Origin of the sequence: Ferrovum myxofaciens (assembly GCF_000735045.1) — a bacterium.
Lineage (GTDB): Bacteria > Pseudomonadota > Gammaproteobacteria > Burkholderiales > Ferrovaceae > Ferrovum > Ferrovum myxofaciens.
The window spans coordinates 1-20,013 of record NZ_JPOQ01000163.1 but is presented as its reverse complement, the minus strand read 5'-3'; the positions used below and the strand labels follow the sequence as shown (position 1 = coordinate 20,013).

At 55.3% G+C, this 20,013-nt stretch carries 21 protein-coding genes; 10 read left to right on the top strand and 11 right to left on the bottom strand.

Going from position 1 to position 20,013, the window contains the following annotated elements; all coding sequences use genetic code 11:
• Window positions 1-73: 73 nt before the first annotated feature.
• Genes IV91_RS0112290 through IV91_RS0112275 form a run of 4 tightly spaced genes read left to right on the top strand, consistent with a single transcriptional unit; the run spans window position 74 to window position 5,050 of the window.
• A complete protein-coding gene (locus tag IV91_RS0112290; protein ID WP_031598850.1) occupies window positions 74-1,105 on the top strand; it encodes a FemAB family XrtA/PEP-CTERM system-associated protein in 1,032 nt (343 codons plus the stop codon).
• On the top strand, window positions 1,105-2,319 hold the full coding sequence (locus IV91_RS0112285) for a TIGR03087 family PEP-CTERM/XrtA system glycosyltransferase (RefSeq protein ID WP_031598849.1): 1,215 nt from the start codon (window positions 1,105-1,107) through the stop codon (window positions 2,317-2,319). Before IV91_RS0112290 ends, IV91_RS0112285 begins: the two co-directional genes overlap by 1 nt.
• The gene (gene xrtA, locus IV91_RS0112280; RefSeq protein ID WP_035418050.1) at window positions 2,316-3,872 is read left to right on the top strand and encodes an exosortase A; all 1,557 of its coding nucleotides are present in this window, start codon (window positions 2,316-2,318) and stop codon (window positions 3,870-3,872) included. The genes IV91_RS0112285 and xrtA overlap by 4 nt, the downstream gene beginning before the upstream one ends.
• Window positions 3,872-5,050 (top strand): TIGR03088 family PEP-CTERM/XrtA system glycosyltransferase, encoded by a 1,179-nt coding sequence (locus IV91_RS0112275; RefSeq protein WP_031598846.1) that lies wholly within the window; start codon window positions 3,872-3,874, stop codon window positions 5,048-5,050. Before xrtA ends, IV91_RS0112275 begins: the two co-directional genes overlap by 1 nt.
• A 54-nt stretch (window positions 5,051-5,104) precedes the next feature.
• Here the strand turns inward: IV91_RS0112275 and IV91_RS0112270 are convergent, their stop codons facing one another.
• The 11 genes from IV91_RS0112270 to IV91_RS16935 form a co-directional block, all read right to left on the bottom strand.
• A complete protein-coding gene (locus IV91_RS0112270; protein WP_031598844.1) occupies window positions 5,105-5,620 on the bottom strand; it encodes a type II toxin-antitoxin system YhaV family toxin in 516 nt (171 codons plus the stop codon).
• Window positions 5,617-5,946, bottom strand: a complete 330-nt coding sequence (locus IV91_RS0112265) for a type II toxin-antitoxin system PrlF family antitoxin (RefSeq protein ID WP_031598842.1) — start codon at window positions 5,944-5,946, stop codon at window positions 5,617-5,619. Before IV91_RS0112265 ends, IV91_RS0112270 begins: the two co-directional genes overlap by 4 nt.
• A gap of 134 nt (window positions 5,947-6,080) precedes the next feature.
• Window positions 6,081-6,392, bottom strand: a complete 312-nt coding sequence (locus tag IV91_RS0112260; protein ID WP_031598840.1) for a type II toxin-antitoxin system RelE/ParE family toxin — start codon at window positions 6,390-6,392, stop codon at window positions 6,081-6,083.
• Entirely contained in the window at window positions 6,380-6,676 is a 297-nt protein-coding gene (locus tag IV91_RS0112255; protein WP_031598838.1) for a CopG family ribbon-helix-helix protein, read from the bottom strand. The genes IV91_RS0112260 and IV91_RS0112255 overlap by 13 nt, the downstream gene beginning before the upstream one ends.
• Before the next feature lie 169 nt (window positions 6,677-6,845).
• Window positions 6,846-7,709, bottom strand: coding sequence for a PEP-CTERM sorting domain-containing protein (locus IV91_RS0112250; protein ID WP_084190094.1), 864 nt, complete (start codon window positions 7,707-7,709; stop codon window positions 6,846-6,848).
• A 158-nt stretch (window positions 7,710-7,867) separates the two neighbouring features.
• A complete protein-coding gene (locus tag IV91_RS0112245) occupies window positions 7,868-8,599 on the bottom strand; it encodes a GAF domain-containing protein (RefSeq protein ID WP_051862684.1) in 732 nt (243 codons plus the stop codon).
• Between the two features lie 18 nt (window positions 8,600-8,617).
• On the bottom strand, window positions 8,618-9,700 hold the full coding sequence (locus IV91_RS0112240; protein WP_031598832.1) for a nitroreductase family protein: 1,083 nt from the start codon (window positions 9,698-9,700) through the stop codon (window positions 8,618-8,620).
• 18 nt (window positions 9,701-9,718) lie between these two features.
• Window positions 9,719-10,579, bottom strand: coding sequence for a ThiF family adenylyltransferase (locus IV91_RS0112235; RefSeq protein WP_031598831.1), 861 nt, complete (start codon window positions 10,577-10,579; stop codon window positions 9,719-9,721).
• Window positions 10,579-11,379 (bottom strand): N-acyl amino acid synthase FeeM domain-containing protein, encoded by an 801-nt coding sequence (locus IV91_RS0112230; protein WP_035418048.1) that lies wholly within the window; start codon window positions 11,377-11,379, stop codon window positions 10,579-10,581. The genes IV91_RS0112235 and IV91_RS0112230 overlap by 1 nt, the downstream gene beginning before the upstream one ends.
• Before the next feature lie 136 nt (window positions 11,380-11,515).
• Window positions 11,516-12,274 carry a YdcF family protein gene (locus IV91_RS0112225; RefSeq protein WP_031598829.1) on the bottom strand — a complete coding sequence of 253 codons (759 nt, stop codon included), beginning with the start codon at window positions 12,272-12,274 and terminating at the stop codon, window positions 11,516-11,518.
• Between the two features lie 2 nt (window positions 12,275-12,276).
• Window positions 12,277-13,758 (bottom strand): right-handed parallel beta-helix repeat-containing protein, encoded by a 1,482-nt coding sequence (locus tag IV91_RS16935; RefSeq protein WP_051862678.1) that lies wholly within the window; start codon window positions 13,756-13,758, stop codon window positions 12,277-12,279.
• Window positions 13,759-14,194: 436 nt separating this feature from the next.
• On the opposite strand from IV91_RS16935, the gene IV91_RS0112210 reads away from it, so the two are divergent.
• From IV91_RS0112210 to IV91_RS0112185, 6 genes are all read left to right on the top strand, one after another.
• The gene (locus tag IV91_RS0112210) at window positions 14,195-16,078 is read left to right on the top strand and encodes an XrtA/PEP-CTERM system amidotransferase (protein ID WP_031598825.1); all 1,884 of its coding nucleotides are present in this window, start codon (window positions 14,195-14,197) and stop codon (window positions 16,076-16,078) included.
• Between the two features lie 3 nt (window positions 16,079-16,081).
• The gene (locus IV91_RS0112205; RefSeq protein ID WP_031598823.1) at window positions 16,082-17,296 is read left to right on the top strand and encodes a TIGR04063 family PEP-CTERM/XrtA system glycosyltransferase; all 1,215 of its coding nucleotides are present in this window, start codon (window positions 16,082-16,084) and stop codon (window positions 17,294-17,296) included.
• Window positions 17,297-17,301: 5 nt separating this feature from the next.
• Window positions 17,302-18,474, top strand: a complete 1,173-nt coding sequence (locus IV91_RS0112200; RefSeq protein WP_031598821.1) for a glycosyltransferase family 4 protein — start codon at window positions 17,302-17,304, stop codon at window positions 18,472-18,474.
• Between the two features lie 225 nt (window positions 18,475-18,699).
• The gene (locus tag IV91_RS0112195; RefSeq protein ID WP_031598819.1) at window positions 18,700-18,960 is read left to right on the top strand and encodes an AbrB/MazE/SpoVT family DNA-binding domain-containing protein; all 261 of its coding nucleotides are present in this window, start codon (window positions 18,700-18,702) and stop codon (window positions 18,958-18,960) included.
• The gene (locus IV91_RS0112190) at window positions 18,947-19,366 is read left to right on the top strand and encodes a type II toxin-antitoxin system VapC family toxin (RefSeq protein WP_031598817.1); all 420 of its coding nucleotides are present in this window, start codon (window positions 18,947-18,949) and stop codon (window positions 19,364-19,366) included. The genes IV91_RS0112195 and IV91_RS0112190 overlap by 14 nt, the downstream gene beginning before the upstream one ends.
• Before the next feature lie 86 nt (window positions 19,367-19,452).
• On the top strand, window positions 19,453-19,854 hold the full coding sequence (locus IV91_RS0112185) for a nucleotidyltransferase family protein (protein ID WP_233418464.1): 402 nt from the start codon (window positions 19,453-19,455) through the stop codon (window positions 19,852-19,854).
• Window positions 19,855-20,013 lie beyond the last annotated feature (159 nt).

Below are 20,013 nucleotides of genomic sequence, written 5' to 3'. Positions count from 1 at the left end.
GGAAAATTTCGACGCTGTTGCGTGATTTTCATTGGGACCGCGTCGATCGGGTTTTTTTGCAGGATGATGCCTCATGACTGAATTGACCGTTCGCCCCATGACAGCAGCCGATGATTCCGCCTGGGATGCCTTTGTCGCCATCTGTCCCCAAGCCACTTTTTTTCATCGCGCCGGCTGGAAAAAAATCATCGAAGAAGCTTTTGGCCACCGGACCCACTTTCTTCTGGCAGAGAATGCTCAGGGCATTCAGGGTATCCTGCCTTTAGCCGAGATCCGCCACTTCTACTTCGGACACGCCCTGTCTTCCCTGCCCTTTTGCGTGTATGGAGGAATCGCCGCCCTTTCGCCCGAGGCCACCCGGCAACTGGACCAAGCCGCCCAGGATCTGGCTGTCCGGCTGAAGGTGGACCATCTGGAATATCGTCAAAGACATTCCCTGCACCTCGATTGGCCACGCAAGGAACTGTATGTCACGTTTCGTCGGGACATCGATCCCGATCTGGAACAGAACATGAAAAACATTCCGCGCAAACAACGGGCCATGGTTCGCAGTGGGATCAAGAATGGCCTGGTCAGCGAAATCGATGACACCGTCCACCGGTTTTATCAGGTTTTTGCGGACAACATGCTGCGTCATGGCACCCCCACCTTTTCTTACCATTACTTTGCCCTGCTGAAATCCACCTTCGGTCAGGATTGTGAAGTCTTGTCGGTGTTGAAGGACCAGCAGGTGGTCAGCAGCGTCCTGACCTTTTATTTTCGGGATGAAGTGCTTCCTTACTATGCGGGGGATACCCTGGCGGCCCGCAACCTCGCCGCCAATGACTTCAAGTACTGGGAATTGCTGCGGCGCAGTTGCGAAGGGGGTTATCGGGTATTCGATTATGGACGCAGCAAACTGGGTACAGGATCCTACCATTTCAAAAAGAACTGGGGATTCGAACCCACCCCCCTGCACTACGAATATCGTCTCTATGGAGCCGCCGAAGTTCCGGACCAAAATCCCCTCAATCCGAAATACCAGTTCTTCATCAAAGCCTGGCGCCATTTACCCATGCCGGTGGCAAATTGGCTCGGCCCCCAACTGGTGAAGTATCTGGGCTGATGGAACCCCTTCTGTTCCTGGTACATCGCATTCCCTACCCCCCCAACAAGGGGGACAAGATCCGTTCCTACCATTTGCTTCAACACCTGTCGCAACGTTACGCGGTCCATTTGGGCACCTTTATCGATGACCCCGAGGATTGGTGGCATCAGGACAAGGTCAAAGCCCTGTGCGCCTCCACCTGTCTCCTTCCCCTGCATCCCGGACGATCAAAATGGGCCAGTTTGAGGGGGTTATGGACGGGACAGGCCCTCACCCTGCCCTATTATTACCAGGCTTCCCTGCAACAGTGGGTCGATGCGGTGATTCAAAGGGAACAGATCCGGCGCATCGTGGTTTTTTCTTCATCCATGGCCCAATATGTCGAAGGGTATCCCCAAACGTACCGCCTGATGGACTTTGTGGACCTGGATTCGGATAAATGGACCCAGTATGCCCGCGCCAAATCCTGGCCCATGAACGGGTTATATCGGCGGGAAGGACGCCGGTTGCTGGACTATGAACGTCATATTGCCCGCACTTTTGACGCCTCCCTGTTCGTCTCGGCCCATGAAGCCCGGATATTTTGTGACCGGGCCCCCCACTGTGCGCCCAAAGTTCATTGGTATAATAATGGCGTGGATACCCGTTACTTCGATCCGTCCCTTTCTCATCCCAATCCCTACCCCCCGGCGCAGATTGCACTGGTTTTCACGGGGGCCATGGATTATTGGCCCAATGCCGAGGCCGTGGAGTGGTTTGGAAAAACCATTTTCCCCCACCTCCGTCGTCTACACCCCAACCTCCACTTTTATATCGTGGGGTCCAACCCCACGGACAGCGTTCGACAGTTGGGCAGAGGGGAAGGTATTCAGGTCACCGGACGCGTGGCCGATGTCCGTCCCTACCTCGCTCATGCCCATTGGGTGGTGGCGCCCCTGCGTATTGCCTGCGGCATCCAGAACAAGATTCTGGAAGCTCTGGCCATGGAAAAACCCTTGATGGCCAGCGCACAGGCCATGGAGGGATTGGACATCCCCTCCCTGGGTCCCGGCTGTCTGACCGCCACCACCCAGGAAGAATGGGTAGCGAAGGCGCAACCCTGGCTGCAAGGCCCGCCCCAACGGATATCCGCTCATCGTCAGTGGGTGATGCGGCATTTTGACTGGGCCACTAACCTGAAAGTGGTGGATGACCTGCTTTCCTCGGCTCAAACCAGACAGACTGCCCCATGACCGGTTTTCCCCAACCCTGGAAAAGACCCCTGACCCTCAGCGGTATCATGGCACTTCTTCTGTTGCTCTGGTTCTATCCCGTCGTCCAGTTCACCGTACATACCTGGCTGGGCAACGAAACCTACCTGCATGGAGGACTGATCCCCTTCATTTCTCTCTGGTTGATCTGGCGGGAACGGGATGCACTGAAAAACATTCCCCCCGGCGTCAGCGGGTCGGCCCTGGTAGTCTTCGCCTTTTTTGCCTTGGCCTGGGAACTGGGAAAAGTGTCCAATGCCATGATCATTCAACAGTTTTCTCTGGTGGGCATGATCGTGTGTGCCACCTGGTCACAAATCGGCAACGCCGCTTTCCGTCAGTTGCTCTTTCCCCTTCTGTTCCTTTTTCTGGCCGTGCCCTTTGGTGAATCCTTCATTCCTCCGCTGATGGATTTCACTGCGGATTTTGCCACGGCTGCCATCCATCTGACCGGCATACCGGTTTACCGGGAAGGGAATTTTCTGACCCTCCCCACTGGCAACTGGTCGGTGGTGGAAGCCTGCAGTGGTTTGCGCTACCTGATCGCCTCCCTGACCCTGGGCGTCCTGTTTGCCCACCTGGCCTATCGCCACTGGACCAGAAAACTCCTGTTTTTGCTGGCTTCTCTCATAGTACCCGTGGCTGCCAATGGCGTGCGTGCCTATCTCATCATTCTGATCGGTCATCTCAGCGGCATGAAATTGGCGGTGGGCGTGGATCACCTCATCTATGGCTGGCTATTTTTTGGACTGGTGATGTTCCTGCTGTTCTGGATCGGCTCTTTTTTTCGGGAAGATACCCTGCAGGAACCCTTTTCCCCGGAAATACTTCCCTCCCCGGCGGGTATTGCCGTCCCACGCGCCAAAATAAATCTGGCCCCCCTTGGGATATTGGTCTTCCTTGCCCTCCTCCCCCGTTGGCATGTGGACTATCTGGAGCACCTGTCCCGATCTTCAGCCAACCCTACCTCTTTCGTACTTACGGCCCCTCCCCCCTGGTCTTCGGTACCTCTCGAAAGCGATTACTGGACCCCCCATTACACCGGGGAGCGAATCAAATTCGCAGAGGCCTATACCCCCCTCCAAGGAACACCCCCGGTCACGGTCTTTATTGCCTACTATCGTAACCAAACCCAGGGATCCTCCCTGATTACCTCCGGCAACACCCTGGTGATTCCTCAGGACCACCGCTGGGGAAAAACCCACGAATCTGCACACCCCCTGTGGGTTTCCGTCCAGACTTCCCCGCTTCCCTTCACGGAAACCCTGATTCGTTCCGATCGCCAGCGCAGGGTAGTATGGGACTGCTACTGGGTGGACCGGCGTTGGGTTTCCAGCCCCTATGCCGTCAAGGCGTGGGAAGCATGGTCCGTACTCAAAGGTCAGGGCGATGGTGCCGCCGTGGTGGTATTCTCCACGCCCTTCCTCTCGGGCAATACCTCGCAGGCGCAACAAAGCCTGCAGTCTTTCAGCCAGGCCATGCTCCCGGAAATCCAGCAGGCACTGGAACACCTCAACCAGCCTCGATCCCAGTGATGCCCCCGGACTCTCGCCCCCTCATTGCCCACGTCATCTATCGCCTGGATGTGGGCGGATTGGAAAACGGACTGGTAAACCTGATCAACCATCTGCCCGCCGATGGGTTTCGACATGCCATTTTATGTCTCAAAGGCCATGATCCCGCTTTTGCCCTACGCATTCAGCGCGCGGATGTCCTCCTGATCGATCTCGACAAAAAAGAGGGGAAGGACCTGTGGGTCTACGGGCGTCTCTGGCGTCATTTCAGGCGACTCAAACCGGCGATCGTCCATACCCGCAATCTCACCAGCCTAGTGGCTGTGGTGCCGGCGCTGCTGGCGGGCGTTCCCTACAGAATCCATGGCGAACATGGTCGGGACATGTCGGATCTGGACGGCAGCAATAAAAAACATCGGTGGTTTCGACGGTTGTTGCTGCCCCTGACCCATCGGGTCATCGCCTTATCGCAAGATCTGGAACACTACCTGACGCAGGGGATCGGTGTCCCTCCAGGCAAGGTTTCCCAATTCTACAACGGGGTGGACACCGATCTCTTCCATCCCCGCGCAGACGGTGAACCCAGCCCTTTTCCTTTTTTTTCTTCCACCGAAAAAATTTTTACCCTCGGCACCGTGGGTCGTATGCAGGCCGTCAAGAATCAATTGATCCTGGCTCAGGCCTTCATCACTCTAGTGGAAACAGCCCCCAAGGAACTGGCAGGGTCACTCCGGCTGGTCATGATCGGAGAGGGGGAACTCCGGGCACCCTGTCAGACTTTGCTGGATCGTGCCGGACTGACGGATCGGGTCTGGTTGCCCGGTGCCCGTCATGACATCCCCACCCTTCTGCGCCATCTGGACCTGTTTGTGCTGCCTTCCCTGGCCGAAGGCATTTCCAATACCCTTCTGGAGGCCATGGCTTCGGGGGTCCCGGTCATTGCCACCGCGGTGGGCGGAAACCCCGAACTCGTGACTCCCGGCATCGATGGATCACTCATCCCGTCCAACGATGTCCCCGCCCTGGTTCACGCACTGCTCGGTTACCTGCTGGATCACCCCACACTGATTCAGCAAAGGAATCAGGCGCGCCACACCGCGCTGGATCGCTTCAGCATGAAAACCATGGTCGATCACTACAAAGCAATCTATACAACAGGCAATGATAGTCAGCGAAGCACTTCGAATGTTACAAGATGACGGTTGGCATTTGGTAGCTACTGTTGTCTCCCACACTCAGAACGCCCCGTGCCGCTATCGCTGCGTTGCTGGTGGCCTTGCCAGCGAATCCTGCATCCGCTGCGATTCTTTCTTGGCCTCGGCCAGGAGTTGATCCCAATCATCAGGCGGATGTCCGCTTTCCAACATCTTGCGGAACATTCGGTAGGCGTCGTCGCTGCTCTCATAAGCGCGCTTGGTGTCCTCGTCATTCACCCAGGCGTAGACGATCACCTTGCTCGGAGCGTGGTAGCGAAAGAACAGTCGGTACTGCTGGAAAAACTTCGCCCGGAACCAGTGCTTGTGATCGTCACCGAGCGTCCCACCCTGGCGGTACTCCGATCTCGCCGGATCTTGTGGGATGACATCGAACGCCAACTTGGTGATCGCGGCCAGTCGCTTACTGGCGTTCTTCTTTACGTACCCGGATGGATTCTTCTGCTTCAGGGTCTCGACCTGCCGTGCCAGCGCTTCAATCTGCGCCAGGAACAGTGGATGGGCGAAGACCGTCCAACCATGAATAACCAGGAACTCGGGCTTCCCCGCGCTCATTCATCGTCTGCCGAAAGGGCTGCATCAAGATCGACTTCGACATCACCGACCAGGGACTGGAGCCGTTGGACGAGGCCAGCATCCAAGGACAGCAGGCGCTCAGGATGGCGAGTGATGTCGTGGGCAAGGAAGCCGAGGAACTGGCCGAGCACCGGATCGTCTCCCTCGAAAGCTTCGGCACGCGTCAGCACCACATCGCCGCTGGGGCGGATGGTGTAGCGGATCTTGTCCCGCTTGCCCAAGCGCAGGGCAAGACGCACGGTTTCCGGCACAGTGGTCTGGTAACGGTCAGTCAGAGTGGATTCGACTTCGAGGGTAGCGACCATGGCTGCCTCCTGCAGTAATTGGGTTGATGTCTGGATGGTAATGCAACTGCATTGCTATGTCAATGTACGTCCAACGATGTCCCCGCGCTGGATCGCTTCAGCATGAAAACCATGGTCGATCACTACAAAGCAATCTATACAACAGGCGGTTGGTAGTAACCAGCCTCCTTTTGGTGACGCACAGCCAGAATGGTGACGGTCTCACCATCGAAGCGGTAACGCGCGACATAACCGCTGTCGCCAAAGTCGATCAGCCATTCCCGGTACTCGTTCGGCCCATGGTCATCCACGGGTCGGCCAATCTGTGGCTGAAGTGCAAGCATTTGCACGGCTTTCATGATCGTATCGGCGGCTCGCCTAGCCGCAACTGGATTCTTTAGGCGCAAGAATTCCTGCAACCGTTGCAGGTCGCGGATGGCACCGGGAGCGTAGATCACAGGTGACATACGGGCACTGGCAGTTCGTTTTCAGTCCCCCAACTGGCAAGCCAGGTATCGACCTCTGCGGCGGTGACGTGCAAACCTGTTTCCTGATATTCCTCCCACGCCTTGATGGCGTCTTGCCGAAAGGCTTCGCGCTTTTCCTCTCGGTCAACATACTGGCTGATGGCTTCACGCATTATCCAATGCGCCGAACGGTGACGGGCTTCGGCCAGATTTTCAACACGAGTACGGGTGTCCGCGTCGAGTTTCACGGATACGGTCTTGGCGTCAATGTGTGGCTGTGGCATGGCGTTCCCTCCCCGATCAAAGATCAGGTATTACCTTAACACACTTTGGGTGATTTTGGCCAAAAAGAAAAGAGACTCTTCACAGAGCCTCTTTTCTTTCATCGAGTACGAGAAATATTACCGATTACACATTGGAGCGACGGCGCGTCTGACTGATTAACCTAATTGGTCAAACCCCTTCTCTACGACGCAAGGACAGGCCGATTCCAACCAATCCCAAACCCAGCAAGGCTACGGTAGCAGGCTCAGGAGCATACTGTAACACGGCCTGTCCACCATTTCTGATGTACATTTGGGCGGGGGCATTATTGTTGTTTCCGGGCCCTCCAAAAGCGGGGTAACCATTACTCGTAATCAGTGCTTGACTCAGTAAACTAGCATTTGAGGTCACAAAACCTAACAACATGCTGTAGTTCAAAGGAGCATTTGCAAGATTCAAGAAGGGCGTACCCGTCACGGACACAGGAGGGATATTGGTCGTGGTTAATTCAAGTTGGCTGTTGTTGGTGGGAGTACCCGCAGCAGTCAGTCCTGTACCACCAGAAGTATACGGGTTACCCGTATTCGCGATAGTAAAATGGGCCAAGTCTACGCTTCCACTGTTCACAGCCCCGTTCAAAGTTCCCGGAGTACCATAGGTCGTGGTGGGGCTATAGTAGAGGTCAAGGGTACCGCCATTGAAGGTAAATGTTCCGGCGTTAGGTCCAGTTGTATAAGTCGTATCCGTCGCGTTCAACACTGCGGTAAATTGACCACCTGACAATGGCAAAGAGGTACCTCCATTGTATTGAGTGAAATTGAACACACCCAAATCAGTCGAATTTAAAGTAGAACCGCTTCCTGGGGTGTTGGTCACATAACTCATGCCACTATAATCAAGTTCTGTGACATTTGGGATGATAGGCAGACCAGGCAAGTCAAGGTTAAAAGAGGGAATGGCGATACTCGCAGAAGCGGTAGTAGAATATATCGCGCTAACCGCCGCTGATGCAGCGACCAGAACTGCGACGAGAGATTTTTTTTGAAGATTCATGTTTTACTCCGGTTAGTTGCCTATGATCAGGATTGCCCTAACTTATAAGCACAAGTCATGCCAGAAATCGTATTGTATTGATAACCAACAATAATGTATTTTTTACTTCAAGCCGATTTTTCGGATGTGTAAAGTTTTCTGACACTCCCGTCGGATCTTCAGCGATCTTTCTTACGCGCATCGCGCAACGAAGATCCCAACCCCGAAATGATTTCCGTAGCTGCCATGATGATTTGAGTCGAGGCAAATCCTGCCTTGCGCAACTCCCGGTAGAAGGAGCGTGCCAGCAATTTGGCCAATTTACCCGGATCTTCCGCCGCTTTCACCATGGCATTCAAGTCCGGTCGGTGAGCTTTTTCCAGAGCCACCGTAATGAAATTGGAGCGCAGAACCCCCCGCATCTGCACCAGTTGGATATCCCGTTCCACCAGCAGTCCGGCGATGGTCAATCCATGCAACTCCTGTGCCTCATAGGGGCGTTGGAACCCACCCCGCACATTCATGATCCCTGCCACTTGCCCATCCCGCAGCAACGGTACAGACAGAAAACTTTTCCCCTGATTCTTCGGATACCGAGCCTGAGAAAAAAATTCTGATGCCTCGATATCCTCCACCAACAAAGGCTTTCCCGAGGCCAGCACCTGACCGGCAATCCCCTCGCCCTGTTTGGTCTTGCCCCGATAAGCCACGGCAGGAAGGTCACCATAGTGAGCGCACAACTGCAATCCTTCGCCATCAAACACCATGGCCGAGGTTCCTTCCGCATCGAAGACCTCGGCCAGGCGGGCACACCATCGTTCCAGCAAGGGAGCTACCCCATGAAATACCTCTCCCCCATCGGGAATCAGAGCCAATTTTTCAATGAGTCCTTCAGATCCTGTGGGTGCCATGGCGATTCCTTTCTCCTTTCATGATTTTCCGGACCAGTGTAATCGAAGCAAGGACAAACGGGTCGAACGGGCGTGGGCAGGCACCGAGTACCCGATTCGCCCCATGAAGACCACCCGATCGGCCTGCTCCTTTCCGCCCATCCATTTATCCAGGGCAAAGGCAATGCACTCTGCCTGTGGCTGCGCATTTTCCCGGATAGACAGGGATACCCCTTGAGTCGCGTACCGTCTGAAAATGAGGGGGGTCATCTCGGGCTGCAATTGCAGTTTCAACTGCGTCGCCGTCAGCCAGAAACGTTGAAGCGCCTTTCCTGCTTCGACATCGTCGCCCAGGGTTTGCGGCACGGCTTCAGCCACCAGCGCAAAATGGGCCGCACAGGCCAAGCCCGGAATGAAATCCAGGCGAATCCGGGGAATCCAGGTCCCGGCCAGGTACCTGTTAAAAAAATCCACACGTTCCCAACTCGCCATGGCCCAGCGCGTCAACTTGAGGGTCAGCGCATCCAGCCCGATGGCTTGATCGGGCACCCTGTCTTCACTGAACTGTGCGCCCCACTGGATGATATCGCGGTGAACTGCGTAGGCTTCTGGAATCGTCAGGCGCAATTTTCCTGCCCGTGCGGTAAGCGAGGCAAACGCCCAGCGCTGAGATAAACTTTCAAACCACAACACCCGATAGTTCGGCCCTACGGAGGCTTCCAGGATATTTTTCTGTTCCGGGGTCAGAGGATCGAGACGATAGGGACGGCGCTGGACAGAGCGGATCTTGATCATTTCCGTCAGGGGATCCTCCTGAAGAAAGTCCGCCATGAACGTTACTTCAAAAACCGGCGCATCTTCCGGACACCCCGCCCGTTCCACGATCTGCGTGGAAAAACCAAAACGGGTGGCAGCCAGACGCATGTTTTCCAGGAGCGCCCCCAGCGCCAAATGGCTGGCCTGCCCCCCCAGATCATAGACACAATGGGCTCGCGTATCAAATCCGTGGACATTGACCTGCCCATCGGAAACGATTTCAAAACGCCAGGGTTGGGTATTGTCCCCACTCGGGGCCCATTTCGCCCACTCCAGAATTTCCTTGATCTGTTCTGCGGCTGTCATTTTGTCCTCGCCCACTCATCATTCGTTGAGTTTTGCCAGCCGTCCTTCAGCGATCTTGAGCGCAATTCTTTGCAGTGGATGACGGTTCCCTCCCGGTCGCCAGGTACGCACCAATTTATTCCGGTAGGCATCAAATTGATGACTGTAGGGAGCCGCCCAGACTTTACCCCGCCCCAGCAAAATTTTTAATACCTCGGTAGCCGCCATGCCCGCACAGAGTTGACATGCCATGAAGGTGGAAGGTCCCCGACGTTCTTTCAAACTCACCGAAGAGGGATCCACCAGATAGTCGAAGTGCAGTCGGGCCGGGGCCAATCCCAACAAAAAGCGCAAGGCTTTGGCTTCGTCCGTCCCTTTCCCCCAGCAAAAATACTCTTCAAAGGACATTCCCCCAGGCATGAAATTCACCACCGCCGCCCCCATCCCCAGGGGAGCCGCTGTCACCACGGGAATCCCGGCCTCGGCACAGGCGTCAAAGGTCATAGAGCGCGCCGAAAAAGCGAAGAAATCCAGTCCATCGACGTACACATCCACAGTGGAAAGGAAATCGGACACATTGGCCTCCGTCACCCCTTCGGGAAACGTGCGAATCTCCAGTTCGGGGTTGATGTCCCTGGCCATTTCAGCCAGCACCTGAACCTTGGAACGGCCCAGATGAGAGACTGTGGCCCCCACCTGACGATTAAAATTATGGATTTCGAAGGTATCAAAGTCGGCGATATGAAACCGCCCCACCCCTAACCGGGCCAAGGTCAGCAGGTGATTGCCCCCCACCCCGCCCATCCCCGCAATGGCAATGCACTTGTTTGCCAGGGAGCCCTGCTCGGCCCGGGTCAGCCAGCCTATGTTGCGCGAAAAGGCATCGGAATAACCAAACATCACGAGATACTGGGAGAATCATAGGCCATTTGGCGAAGTCTGCCCAAAATACCCTCGGAATCCTTGGCGGTCATCAAGTAAGGAAAAAGGGAACGATCCCCCACTGCCCGATCCATCCTTCCCCCTACCTCGCGAATCCTTCGCCCCAGTTCTTCAAAGTCGATCAACAGAAGCACCGAAGGCGCATTGACGCGCGGACAGATCCGCTCCGAACCAATGAGGGTAAACCCCAGCATCTGCTCATAAAATCGTGCGTGCCGAGGATTGACTTCCAATAATCCATCCGTACAACCAAACAATCCATAGGGATACAGATAGGCTACATGGAACAAACTGGCCAGTACCCGTTTGTTTCTGACCTGGGGATCCATGGCCAACCGATTGAATTCGCATAAAACCTTGCCTTTGGCACGCATGTCTTCCAACACATCGTGGTAGCCGGAATCCGCATAAAGCCCCAGGGGCGAATCAACGCCGACGGAGATGGTACCAATCACATCCGCATCATTGTCATAAGCCAGCAACGTAATCCGGTTGGGTTCGGTCAGGGTCTGCGCAGAAAGATTCTTGTAGCCCCGCCACTCATACATTCGATTGATCAGGATACTGGCAGATTCATGGCGCTCTTCCGTATTGGCCAAACGGATACGATACTCATGGGTTTGAGTGGAGAGGGATACCGTATCGTCATTTTCAGGAATGGCATAACTCATCGAGGATAATGTCGAAGGAACCGATTCAAAAAAAGACGCTATGATATCGTCGTCGCAGTCGTGCCCGACATCATATTTAGTGGCCATGCAATCGTACCCTCCGGAATACTGTAGCCTTGTTATTTCAAACATCCCAAGCCCCCCGACACATTGAACGTGCACGGAGTATAGCCCCCTCAAGTTTAAAACTCGCTTAACGCAAATTAAGGAATTCTTAAGCCGACTATGACGCATTCGGTTTGATTCTGTCAAGACAGAAATACCAAACCCTCCCCACCAGTTCGTGACAAAAATAATAAAAATTCTGTAGCCCTGACGCACTGGGTAAAAAACTGAAACCACTGATCGCGCCTTCGTCGTACCCAGTCCCCGCCGGAATCACCGTCATCCCCAGACGTTGGAATTCGGGCATCGCCCGGTTCAAATGCCAAGCCTGGCTCACCAGATAAATCCGGGTGATTCCCGCATTTTTCAACAGGGAAACAGAATCCAGAGCATTTTCGCGGGTGGTGGTGGAGCGTGTTTCAACCCAGCGCACCGGAACGCCAAATTCATTTTCCAGCACATTTTTCATGACCTGACCTTCGGACACCCCCAGCCGCCCCCCCCCTCCCCCTGAAACCAATATGGGCTTATTCCATCGACGGGCCAGCCATGCTCCGTACCGAATTCGCTCCAGAGTCAGGATTTTTGGGGCGCCCCCCCCGTATTCAGCCCTGTTGTGAACCATGCCGGCAGACAGAATGACAATGGCGTCTGCTTCGTTGCCCTGCAGGTTCCGATAAGGGGGCATGAGTTGATGCAGCAGAAAACTGCTGACCAGAGGGGTGGAAAAGATCCAGAACAGCGCCAACCCACTGCCCGCGAGCCAAAAACCCTGGCGTTTGTTCCCAACCCTCATCAACCCCACGCCCAAAAAGATCGGCAACAACAATACCAGGGGCGGCATCATGATCCCTTCGGCAAGCCCCCCCCAGGACATACTCAAGGAGCCAGGGTTTGCAGCGCGCCAGGATAAACCGGGCCATGCTTCAACAAATTCAACTGACGTGGCGCCACAGGTTCGGCGCGGGGGACGAGATCGATATCAGGCGCCAGCGATGGGGAAGGAGTCTCATAATGCAATTGTTCCTCCACCGGCGCCTCCAACCGATAGTCCTGACGGAGCGGCCGGTAAAATGCCTGCCAGTCCACTGATCGGTCGTTGGAAGAGACCAATCCCGCAAGGACATGGTATTCCCCATACCCCACCAGCAGATTGTTGACGGAAACCACGCGGGCTCCCGCCTTGGGTACGCGCAAAAAGGCACCGGCCCCTTCCTTGTCGTTCACCAGCGTATTGCTGGCCAGGTACAGCACATTGTCCGGCCCGGACATTCCCTCTTCCCCATAGGAAATCACCGTGGAATTTTCTGTGTCCGTTCCCTGCTGAATGATATTTCCCAACACCAGCGCCGTGCCCCCATTGGGTAAATCGAGTTCGTAACTGGCTCTTCCCCCCATTTCATCCGTCAGGCGGTTGTATAGAATGTCATTCCGGGCCGCCCGACTTTTGAACAGGTGCCCCACATTGGCATGGTGAAAGTAACTGGCCAACACCACCAGGGATTTCAGTTTTCCCACATACAGATCATGGGAGAAACCATCCCCTGCCCCATTGTAGGCAAACTCGCTGTTCTCGATCACCAGGGAAGAGTTTTCTTCATCCGAGGTCAACAGCCCATTCTCGTTGGCAAAAAACAAACAGTTCCGAACCCATAAGTCCCCTTTTTCGAAACGGATACCTGCACCGTTCCGATCAGAAACCTGAGCATTCATGAAATCGATATTTTCGATCCGGATCCGACCGCCCCGAACCACCCAGATGGCTTTTCCTTCGGCACTGTTGCCCTCGGCAAACAGGCGCGCATTGCCCCCCACTCCCTGAATGAGCAGATCATTCTGCCCCCATGAAGCCACCACATCCTCATGATAGTCCCCAGCATCGATTTGAACGACATCTCCGTCCCGCGCCATGGATGCCGCCACAGAAATGCTTTTGATGGATTCGGAGGGACCCACATGAAGAATACGATGGACAGGTCCCGGCGGGACCAACCAGACTCCAGACAGATAGGGCTCGATCAGGGCCTGTTCCTCTCCTCCCTTCAAAGGGACCATCCCCCATCGGGGGGGGGGGGGTGGGATCAGAAAAGGTTGGGCCGCCTGTGCCTGAAACTCTGATGAACCCTCCAAGGCTCGAATTCTGGCAAACACCGGCGCCGTCCATTTCTCCAGACGGGGATGCCCCTCGACCCTGCGGTCCAGATAGTTCAGAATCTCCGCCACACTATAACCGGAGGCACGATACTCCATAAAGACGCCACCGACCCCCACCAAAATCAGAAAAGAAGTCCCCAGAAAGACGAGTTTTGTTTTTCTGTACCGATAGCGATAGCGATAACGGTTGGATTTTATTTTGGTCATGGATAAATTCCCTGCAAAAAATCACGCCGGACTGACATGGCCATCACCGGCCTATCAGTCAACTTTTCGACCTTCCCAACCGTATTCATCTGCTCTACAATGGCAAAAATCATTGCACTCTCGGGAATTCACGAATGATACAGAAATCCTGGTGGAAAACCCTACAGTCATTCCCCTCTTTTTTCCGACCTTCGCCTAAGCATTCAGGGAAACGGGGAAATAGTACACCTCTTTCCAATCCTCTGGTGTTACTCCTGCTCAGGATCGGCACTTCCGGATCTTTATGGTTGTTCGGGGGATGGGAAGGAAACGCAAACTACCTGAACGACCTGTGGCAATATACGCCCTGATCTTGATTCTCTGACCCCAAGGAAAACCGGATGAACAATAGTTCTGTCCAGAAGTCGATTTATGTCCGCCGCCGGAAAACCGCCTGATGTGCGGCCTGGTCGGAATCTTTGATATCCAGGGAAAATCCTCCCTCAGCCGCGAACTTCTGGACCGCATGAATGAAGCCCAATTCCATCGGGGGCCGGACGAAGGGGGATTGCACATGGAGCCCGGCGTGGGTTTGGGCCATCGCCGTCTCTCGATCATCGACCTTTCGTCGGGACAGCAACCGTTGTTCAACGAAGATCGCAGCGTGGTGGTGGTCTTCAACGGAGAAATCTACAACTTTGTGGATCTCATGCCCGAGTTGCAAGCTCTGGGCCATACCTTTCGCACCCATTGCGACACCGAGGTCATCGTCCATGCCTGGGAAGAGTGGGGAGAAAACTGTGTCGACCGTTTCCGGGGAATGTTCGCCTTTGCCCTGTGGGATCGCAATCGTCAAAAACTTTTTCTGGCACGGGACAGATTAGGGGTCAAACCCCTCTTTTACAGTCTCCAACCCGATGGGAAATTCATCTTCGCCTCAGAACTCAAGGCCCTGCGCCTGTACCCCGGCTTTGACCCGACCCTCGACCCCTGCGCTGTGGAGGAATACTTTGCCTATGGGTATATTCCCGAACCACGCACCATTTACCGGAATACCTTCAAGCTGCCCCCCGGATATCATTTGACTCTTTCCCCCAATGCTCCGCTTTCCGCGCCGCGCCGTTATTGGGATATCCCTTTCGCGCCCGTTCCGGTCACTTCCCTACAGGACATGCAGGAAGAACTGGTGGAACGACTGCGCGAAGCGGTGCGCATTCGCCTGGTCTCGGAAGTGCCTTTGGGGGCCTTTTTATCCGGCGGCGTGGACTCCAGTGCCGTGGTTGCCATGATGGCGGCGTTGAGTACGGAGCCGGTCAATACCTGTTCCATCGCCTTTCAGGACCCCCGCTTCAACGAAGCTCCCTATGCTGCACAAGTGGCGCAGCAATACCACACCCGCCATCAGGTCAGCGAAGTGGACCCCAACGATTTTTCCCTGGTGGATCAACTGGCCGCCCTCTATGACGAACCCTACGCCGACAGTTCCGCCCTGCCCACCTATCGGGTCTGTGAACTGGCGCGCCGTTCCGTCACCGTGGCCCTGTCAGGGGATGGGGGCGATGAAAACCTGGCAGGATATCGCCGTTACCGTTTCCACATGGCGGAAGAAAAAATGCGCGCACTGCTCCCCCTGGGACTGCGCCGCCCCCTCTTTGGCACCCTGGGCACCCTGTACCCCAAAGCCGACTGGGCACCCCGTATGTTCCGCGCCAAAAGCACTTTTGAAGCTCTGGCCCGGGATTCGGTGGAAGGGTATTTTCACAGTGTGTCCTTATTAGGGGATCGTTTGCGCAATCAACTGTTCAGCCCCTCGTTTACCGCCAGTCTGCAGGGCTACCGGGCCGTGGAAGTGCTGAAAACCCATGCCCGGAATTCCCCCACCCAGGACCCCCTGTCCCTGGTTCAGTACCTGGACATCAAAACCTACCTGCCGGGCGATATCCTGACCAAAGTGGATCGCGCCAGCATGGCCCATGCCCTGGAAGTCCGGGAACCGCTGCTGGACCACCCCCTGATGGAATGGGTGTCCGGTCTTCCCTCCTCCCTCAAACTGCATCAGGGCGAGGGCAAGTATCTCTTGAAGAAAGCCCTGGAGCCCTATTTGTCCCAGGACATCCTGTACCGTCAGAAAATGGGCTTTGCGGTGCCTTTGGCCAGTTGGTTTCGCGGACCTTTGCGCGAGACGGTGCGCGCCTCCGTATTGGGACCACGCTTGATGGACTGCGGGATTTTCAACCCGTCCTTCCTTACCCATCTGGTGGAGGAGCATCAGGCAGGACGCCGCGATTACAGCGCGCCCCTCTGGTCGCTGCTCATGTTTGAATCTTTCCTGCGACTCTGAGCCATGCGCATCCTTCATATCCTGGATCATTCCCTGCCCCTGCACAGTGGGTATACCTTCCGTACCTTATCCATTCTCAAGGAACAACGGGCCCTGGGGTGGGAAACCTGCCACCTGACCAGCGAAAAACAAACGGGATGCACCGTGCCAGAGGAAACCGTCGAAGGCTGGCACTTCTACCGTACCCCCCCCCGTTTGGGCCTCCAAAGCACACTCCCCCTCCTGAATCAGGTGGCGGTGATGAAAGGGCTGGAACGACGCCTGCATGAGGTTATCGAAAAAACCCAACCGGACATCCTGCACGCCCATTCCCCCGTCCTGAATGCCTTCCCCGCCCTCAAGGTCGGCCGTCAATACCGGATACCCGTGGTCTATGAAGTCCGTGCTTTTTGGGAAGATGCGGCGGTGGATCACGGTACCACGAAGGAAGGCAGCCTCCGTTACCGCCTCACCCGCGCCCTCGAAACCTTGGCTTTTCGCCAGGCGAATGCCATCACCACCATCTGTGAAGGTTTGCGCCGGGATATCCTCAGCCGGGGCATTGCCGAGGACAAGGTTACCGTGATTCCCAATGCCGTGGATATCGCCCATTTTCCTCTGGGGGGACCTCCCGACCTGGATTTGCAAAAACACCTGGGACTGGCCGATGCCCAGGTCCTCGGATTCATTGGTTCCTTCTACGCCTACGAAGGGCTGTCCCTGCTTCTGGAGGCCATGCCACAGATCCTGACCACGCTCCCTCAAGCCCGCATTCTTCTGGTGGGGGGAGGCCCTCAGGAAGAAACCCTGAAAGCCCTGGCCCAGCGTCTGAACATTGCCGACAAAGTGGTATTTGCCGGCCGTGTGCCCCATCAGGACGTCCACCGATATTACGACCTCATCGATGTGCTGGTTTATCCCCGACTGTCCATGCGCCTGACCGAACTGGTCACGCCCCTCAAACCTCTGGAGGCCATGGCCCAGGGAAAATCCTTCGTGGCCTCGGACGTGGGTGGACATAAGGAACTCATCCAGCATGAAAAAACCGGGCTCCTCTTCGAAGCAGGCAACCCCCGGGACCTGACCCATGCAGTTCATCGCCTGTTCACCGACCCCACGCTCCGGCATAATCTGGTGCTGGCCGGACGAGCCTTTGTGGAAACCGAACGTACCTGGAAAAACAGCGTCCACCGTTACCTGCCCCTCTACCAACGGTTGCTCGCCCACCCGCATCCCTGACCCCGATGCGCCTGCTCACCTTCAGTTCCCTCTACCCCAATGCCACCAAACCCCACCATGGAATCTTCGTGGAAACACGTTTGCGCCAGTTACTGGGGACAAAACCCATTGAAGCCCGGGTCATGGCCCCCGTCCCCTGGTTTCCCTTCACCCATGAACGTTTCGGAGACTATGCCCGACAGGCCAGAATCCCAAAAACAGAGGTTCGCCATGGTATTTCCATCGAACATCCCCGCTACCCCCTGATTCCCAAATTCGGCATGAACCTGGCCCCCTGGGGCATGGCCTTGGCCTGTTTGCCCCTGCTCAGAGCGCAAATCCGTCATGGGCAGGATTTTGATCTGATCGATGCCCACTATTTCTACCCCGATGGTGTGGCCGCCACCCTGCTGGGCCGCTGGTTAAAAAAACCCGTCCTCATCACTGCGCGGGGCAGCGACCTCAATCTCCTCCCCCACCACCCCATTCCCCGAGCGCTCATCCAGCGAGCTGCCCGTCACGCCGCCCATCTCATCACGGTTTCCGGTGCCCTCAAACAGGAACTCCTTCATCTGGGCGTCAATGAACATAAAATCACCGTGCTGAGAAACGGGGTGGACCTGTCTCTGTTCCAGCCCACAGAGCGTGAAGAAACCCGCAAGAAACTGGGGGTCAATGGCCCCCTGCTGGTATCCGTCGGCAACCTGGTATCCGGAAAAGGCCATGATCTGGTGGTTCGGGCGCTCGAATCCCTCCCGTCTTTCCACCTCCTCATTATCGGGTCGGGTCCCGAGCAAAAAACTCTCGAACGCCTCGTCCAGGAGCGGGGTCTCACCCAACGCGTGCAGTTCAAAACCCACATCCCCCAAGTCGAACTGGCCAAACACTACAGTGCCGCCGATGCCCTTGTGCTGGCCTCGGTCAGCGAAGGTTGGGCCAACGTCCTTCTGGAAGCCATGGCCTGCGGCACACCCGTGGTTTCCACCGCCGTGGGCGGCAGCCCCGAACTGATCACCGAACCCTGTGCCGGCAGACTGGTCCAGGAACGCACCCCGGAGGCCCTCAGTCAGGCCATCATCGATCTCTTCAGCGCTCTTCCCCACCGGGAAGACACCCGGAAATTCGCCAGTCGCTTCAGTTGGGATGAAACCAGTGAGGGACAAATGGCCCTGTTTCAGACAATCCTCTCCCGCCACTAAGCGCATAACAACCGGAATCATTTTGACAGCATATTATGATGTCATTTTGATTTTCAACCTCATCACTGAATATCCCCTGCATGGGACACCCATTCCGGAATGCTCAAGGTAGCGGTAGTCGGCATCAAGTTCGCCAAGAGCAAGGTCAAGGTTATTTCCATTAGCTGTTGCCGGAGTCATGCTTCGTGATAAAATATTCTTACCATGTAAGAGAGAAGCGTTATCATGCGAACCGTTACCGTTTCCGACAAGGGCCAAGTCGTCATTCCGGTTGAAATCCGTCGTCGTCTAGGGATCACCCCTGGCTGCCAGCTCGATTTCAGCCTGGAAGGCCATGTCATCCATGCTGAGGTGAAGCGTCAGGTTGCTCAAACCAATGCCGAAGACGGTTTTGGCATGCTGGTTTGCAAGCGGCCGGGCAAACGCCATCTTGCCGATTTTGATGTCGCCCTTGCCATGCGAGACGCCGAAGATGATCGCGCTTGATACCAATATTCTGGCGCGTTTTTATGTGGATGACCCGGCTGACCCTGAGGCAGCAAAACAACGTCCGATTGCACATCGTCTTCTGACCGAATCCCACCAAGTGTTCGTACCACTGACCGTGATTCTTGAACTCGAATGGGTCTTGCGCGCCTTTTATGGCTTTGATGCCCATGATTTCATGCGAGTCGTCAAACACATACTTGGTCTACCCAACGTCAACGTCGAAGAATGGTCGCGTATCACCAATGCCTTGGCCTGGCACACAAAGAGGATGGATTTCGCTGATGCTCTTCATCTACTGGCCAGCAGTCACTGCACTGAATTCATGAGTTTCGATGACCGTCGATTCGCACGCCGCGCCAATCGGTTGGGAACCAGTCCGACAGTCGTTGTCCCATCCAAATAGCAAAAGCGTGAGGGGGGATATCAGGCCCGCACCTTCAACCCGTATCCTGTAGATAGAAAATTACCTCGCCTGAAGGCTGGGGTTTCGTGGGGATTCTGATGAATACAGTTGAACTGAACGCTCCCACCTTGATTCGGAAACGCATTGAAGCAAATCGAATTGCTCAATCCACCGGTCGGTTTGACTTTGCGAAGAATGTCGCCGCACCTGCCTTGGCAAAGGCGTTCAACGCAAAAAGGGTATGGCTTTTTGGGTCGACTGCAAGAAACGATGCGACTTCTGATTCCGATATTGACCTTCTGGTTGAGGGGGGGGCTGGACTGACCGCGAAAGCAAGGTTGTCACTTGCGTATGATGTCGTATGCAGTCTTGATGGTCCATGCGGTTGTGATGTCATCATCCTGACTGAAAACGAGATTGCGGAAAAAGCACCGATCTCGTTTATCAGGTCTGTCCTGTCCGAAAGGAAATTGATCTATGGCGAATAATTCCAGGCTTTCGAGCGCAGCGGCGTGGTTTGCTTATCGTCCTCTCCGTAAAACTTCGGCGTTTACGCCGGAGATATAAGGAGAAAGTTCTTGACTTACGCCTTAAATTCACTGTATAATGACGGTCATGTTGATTCAACGCGCCTATCGTTACCGATT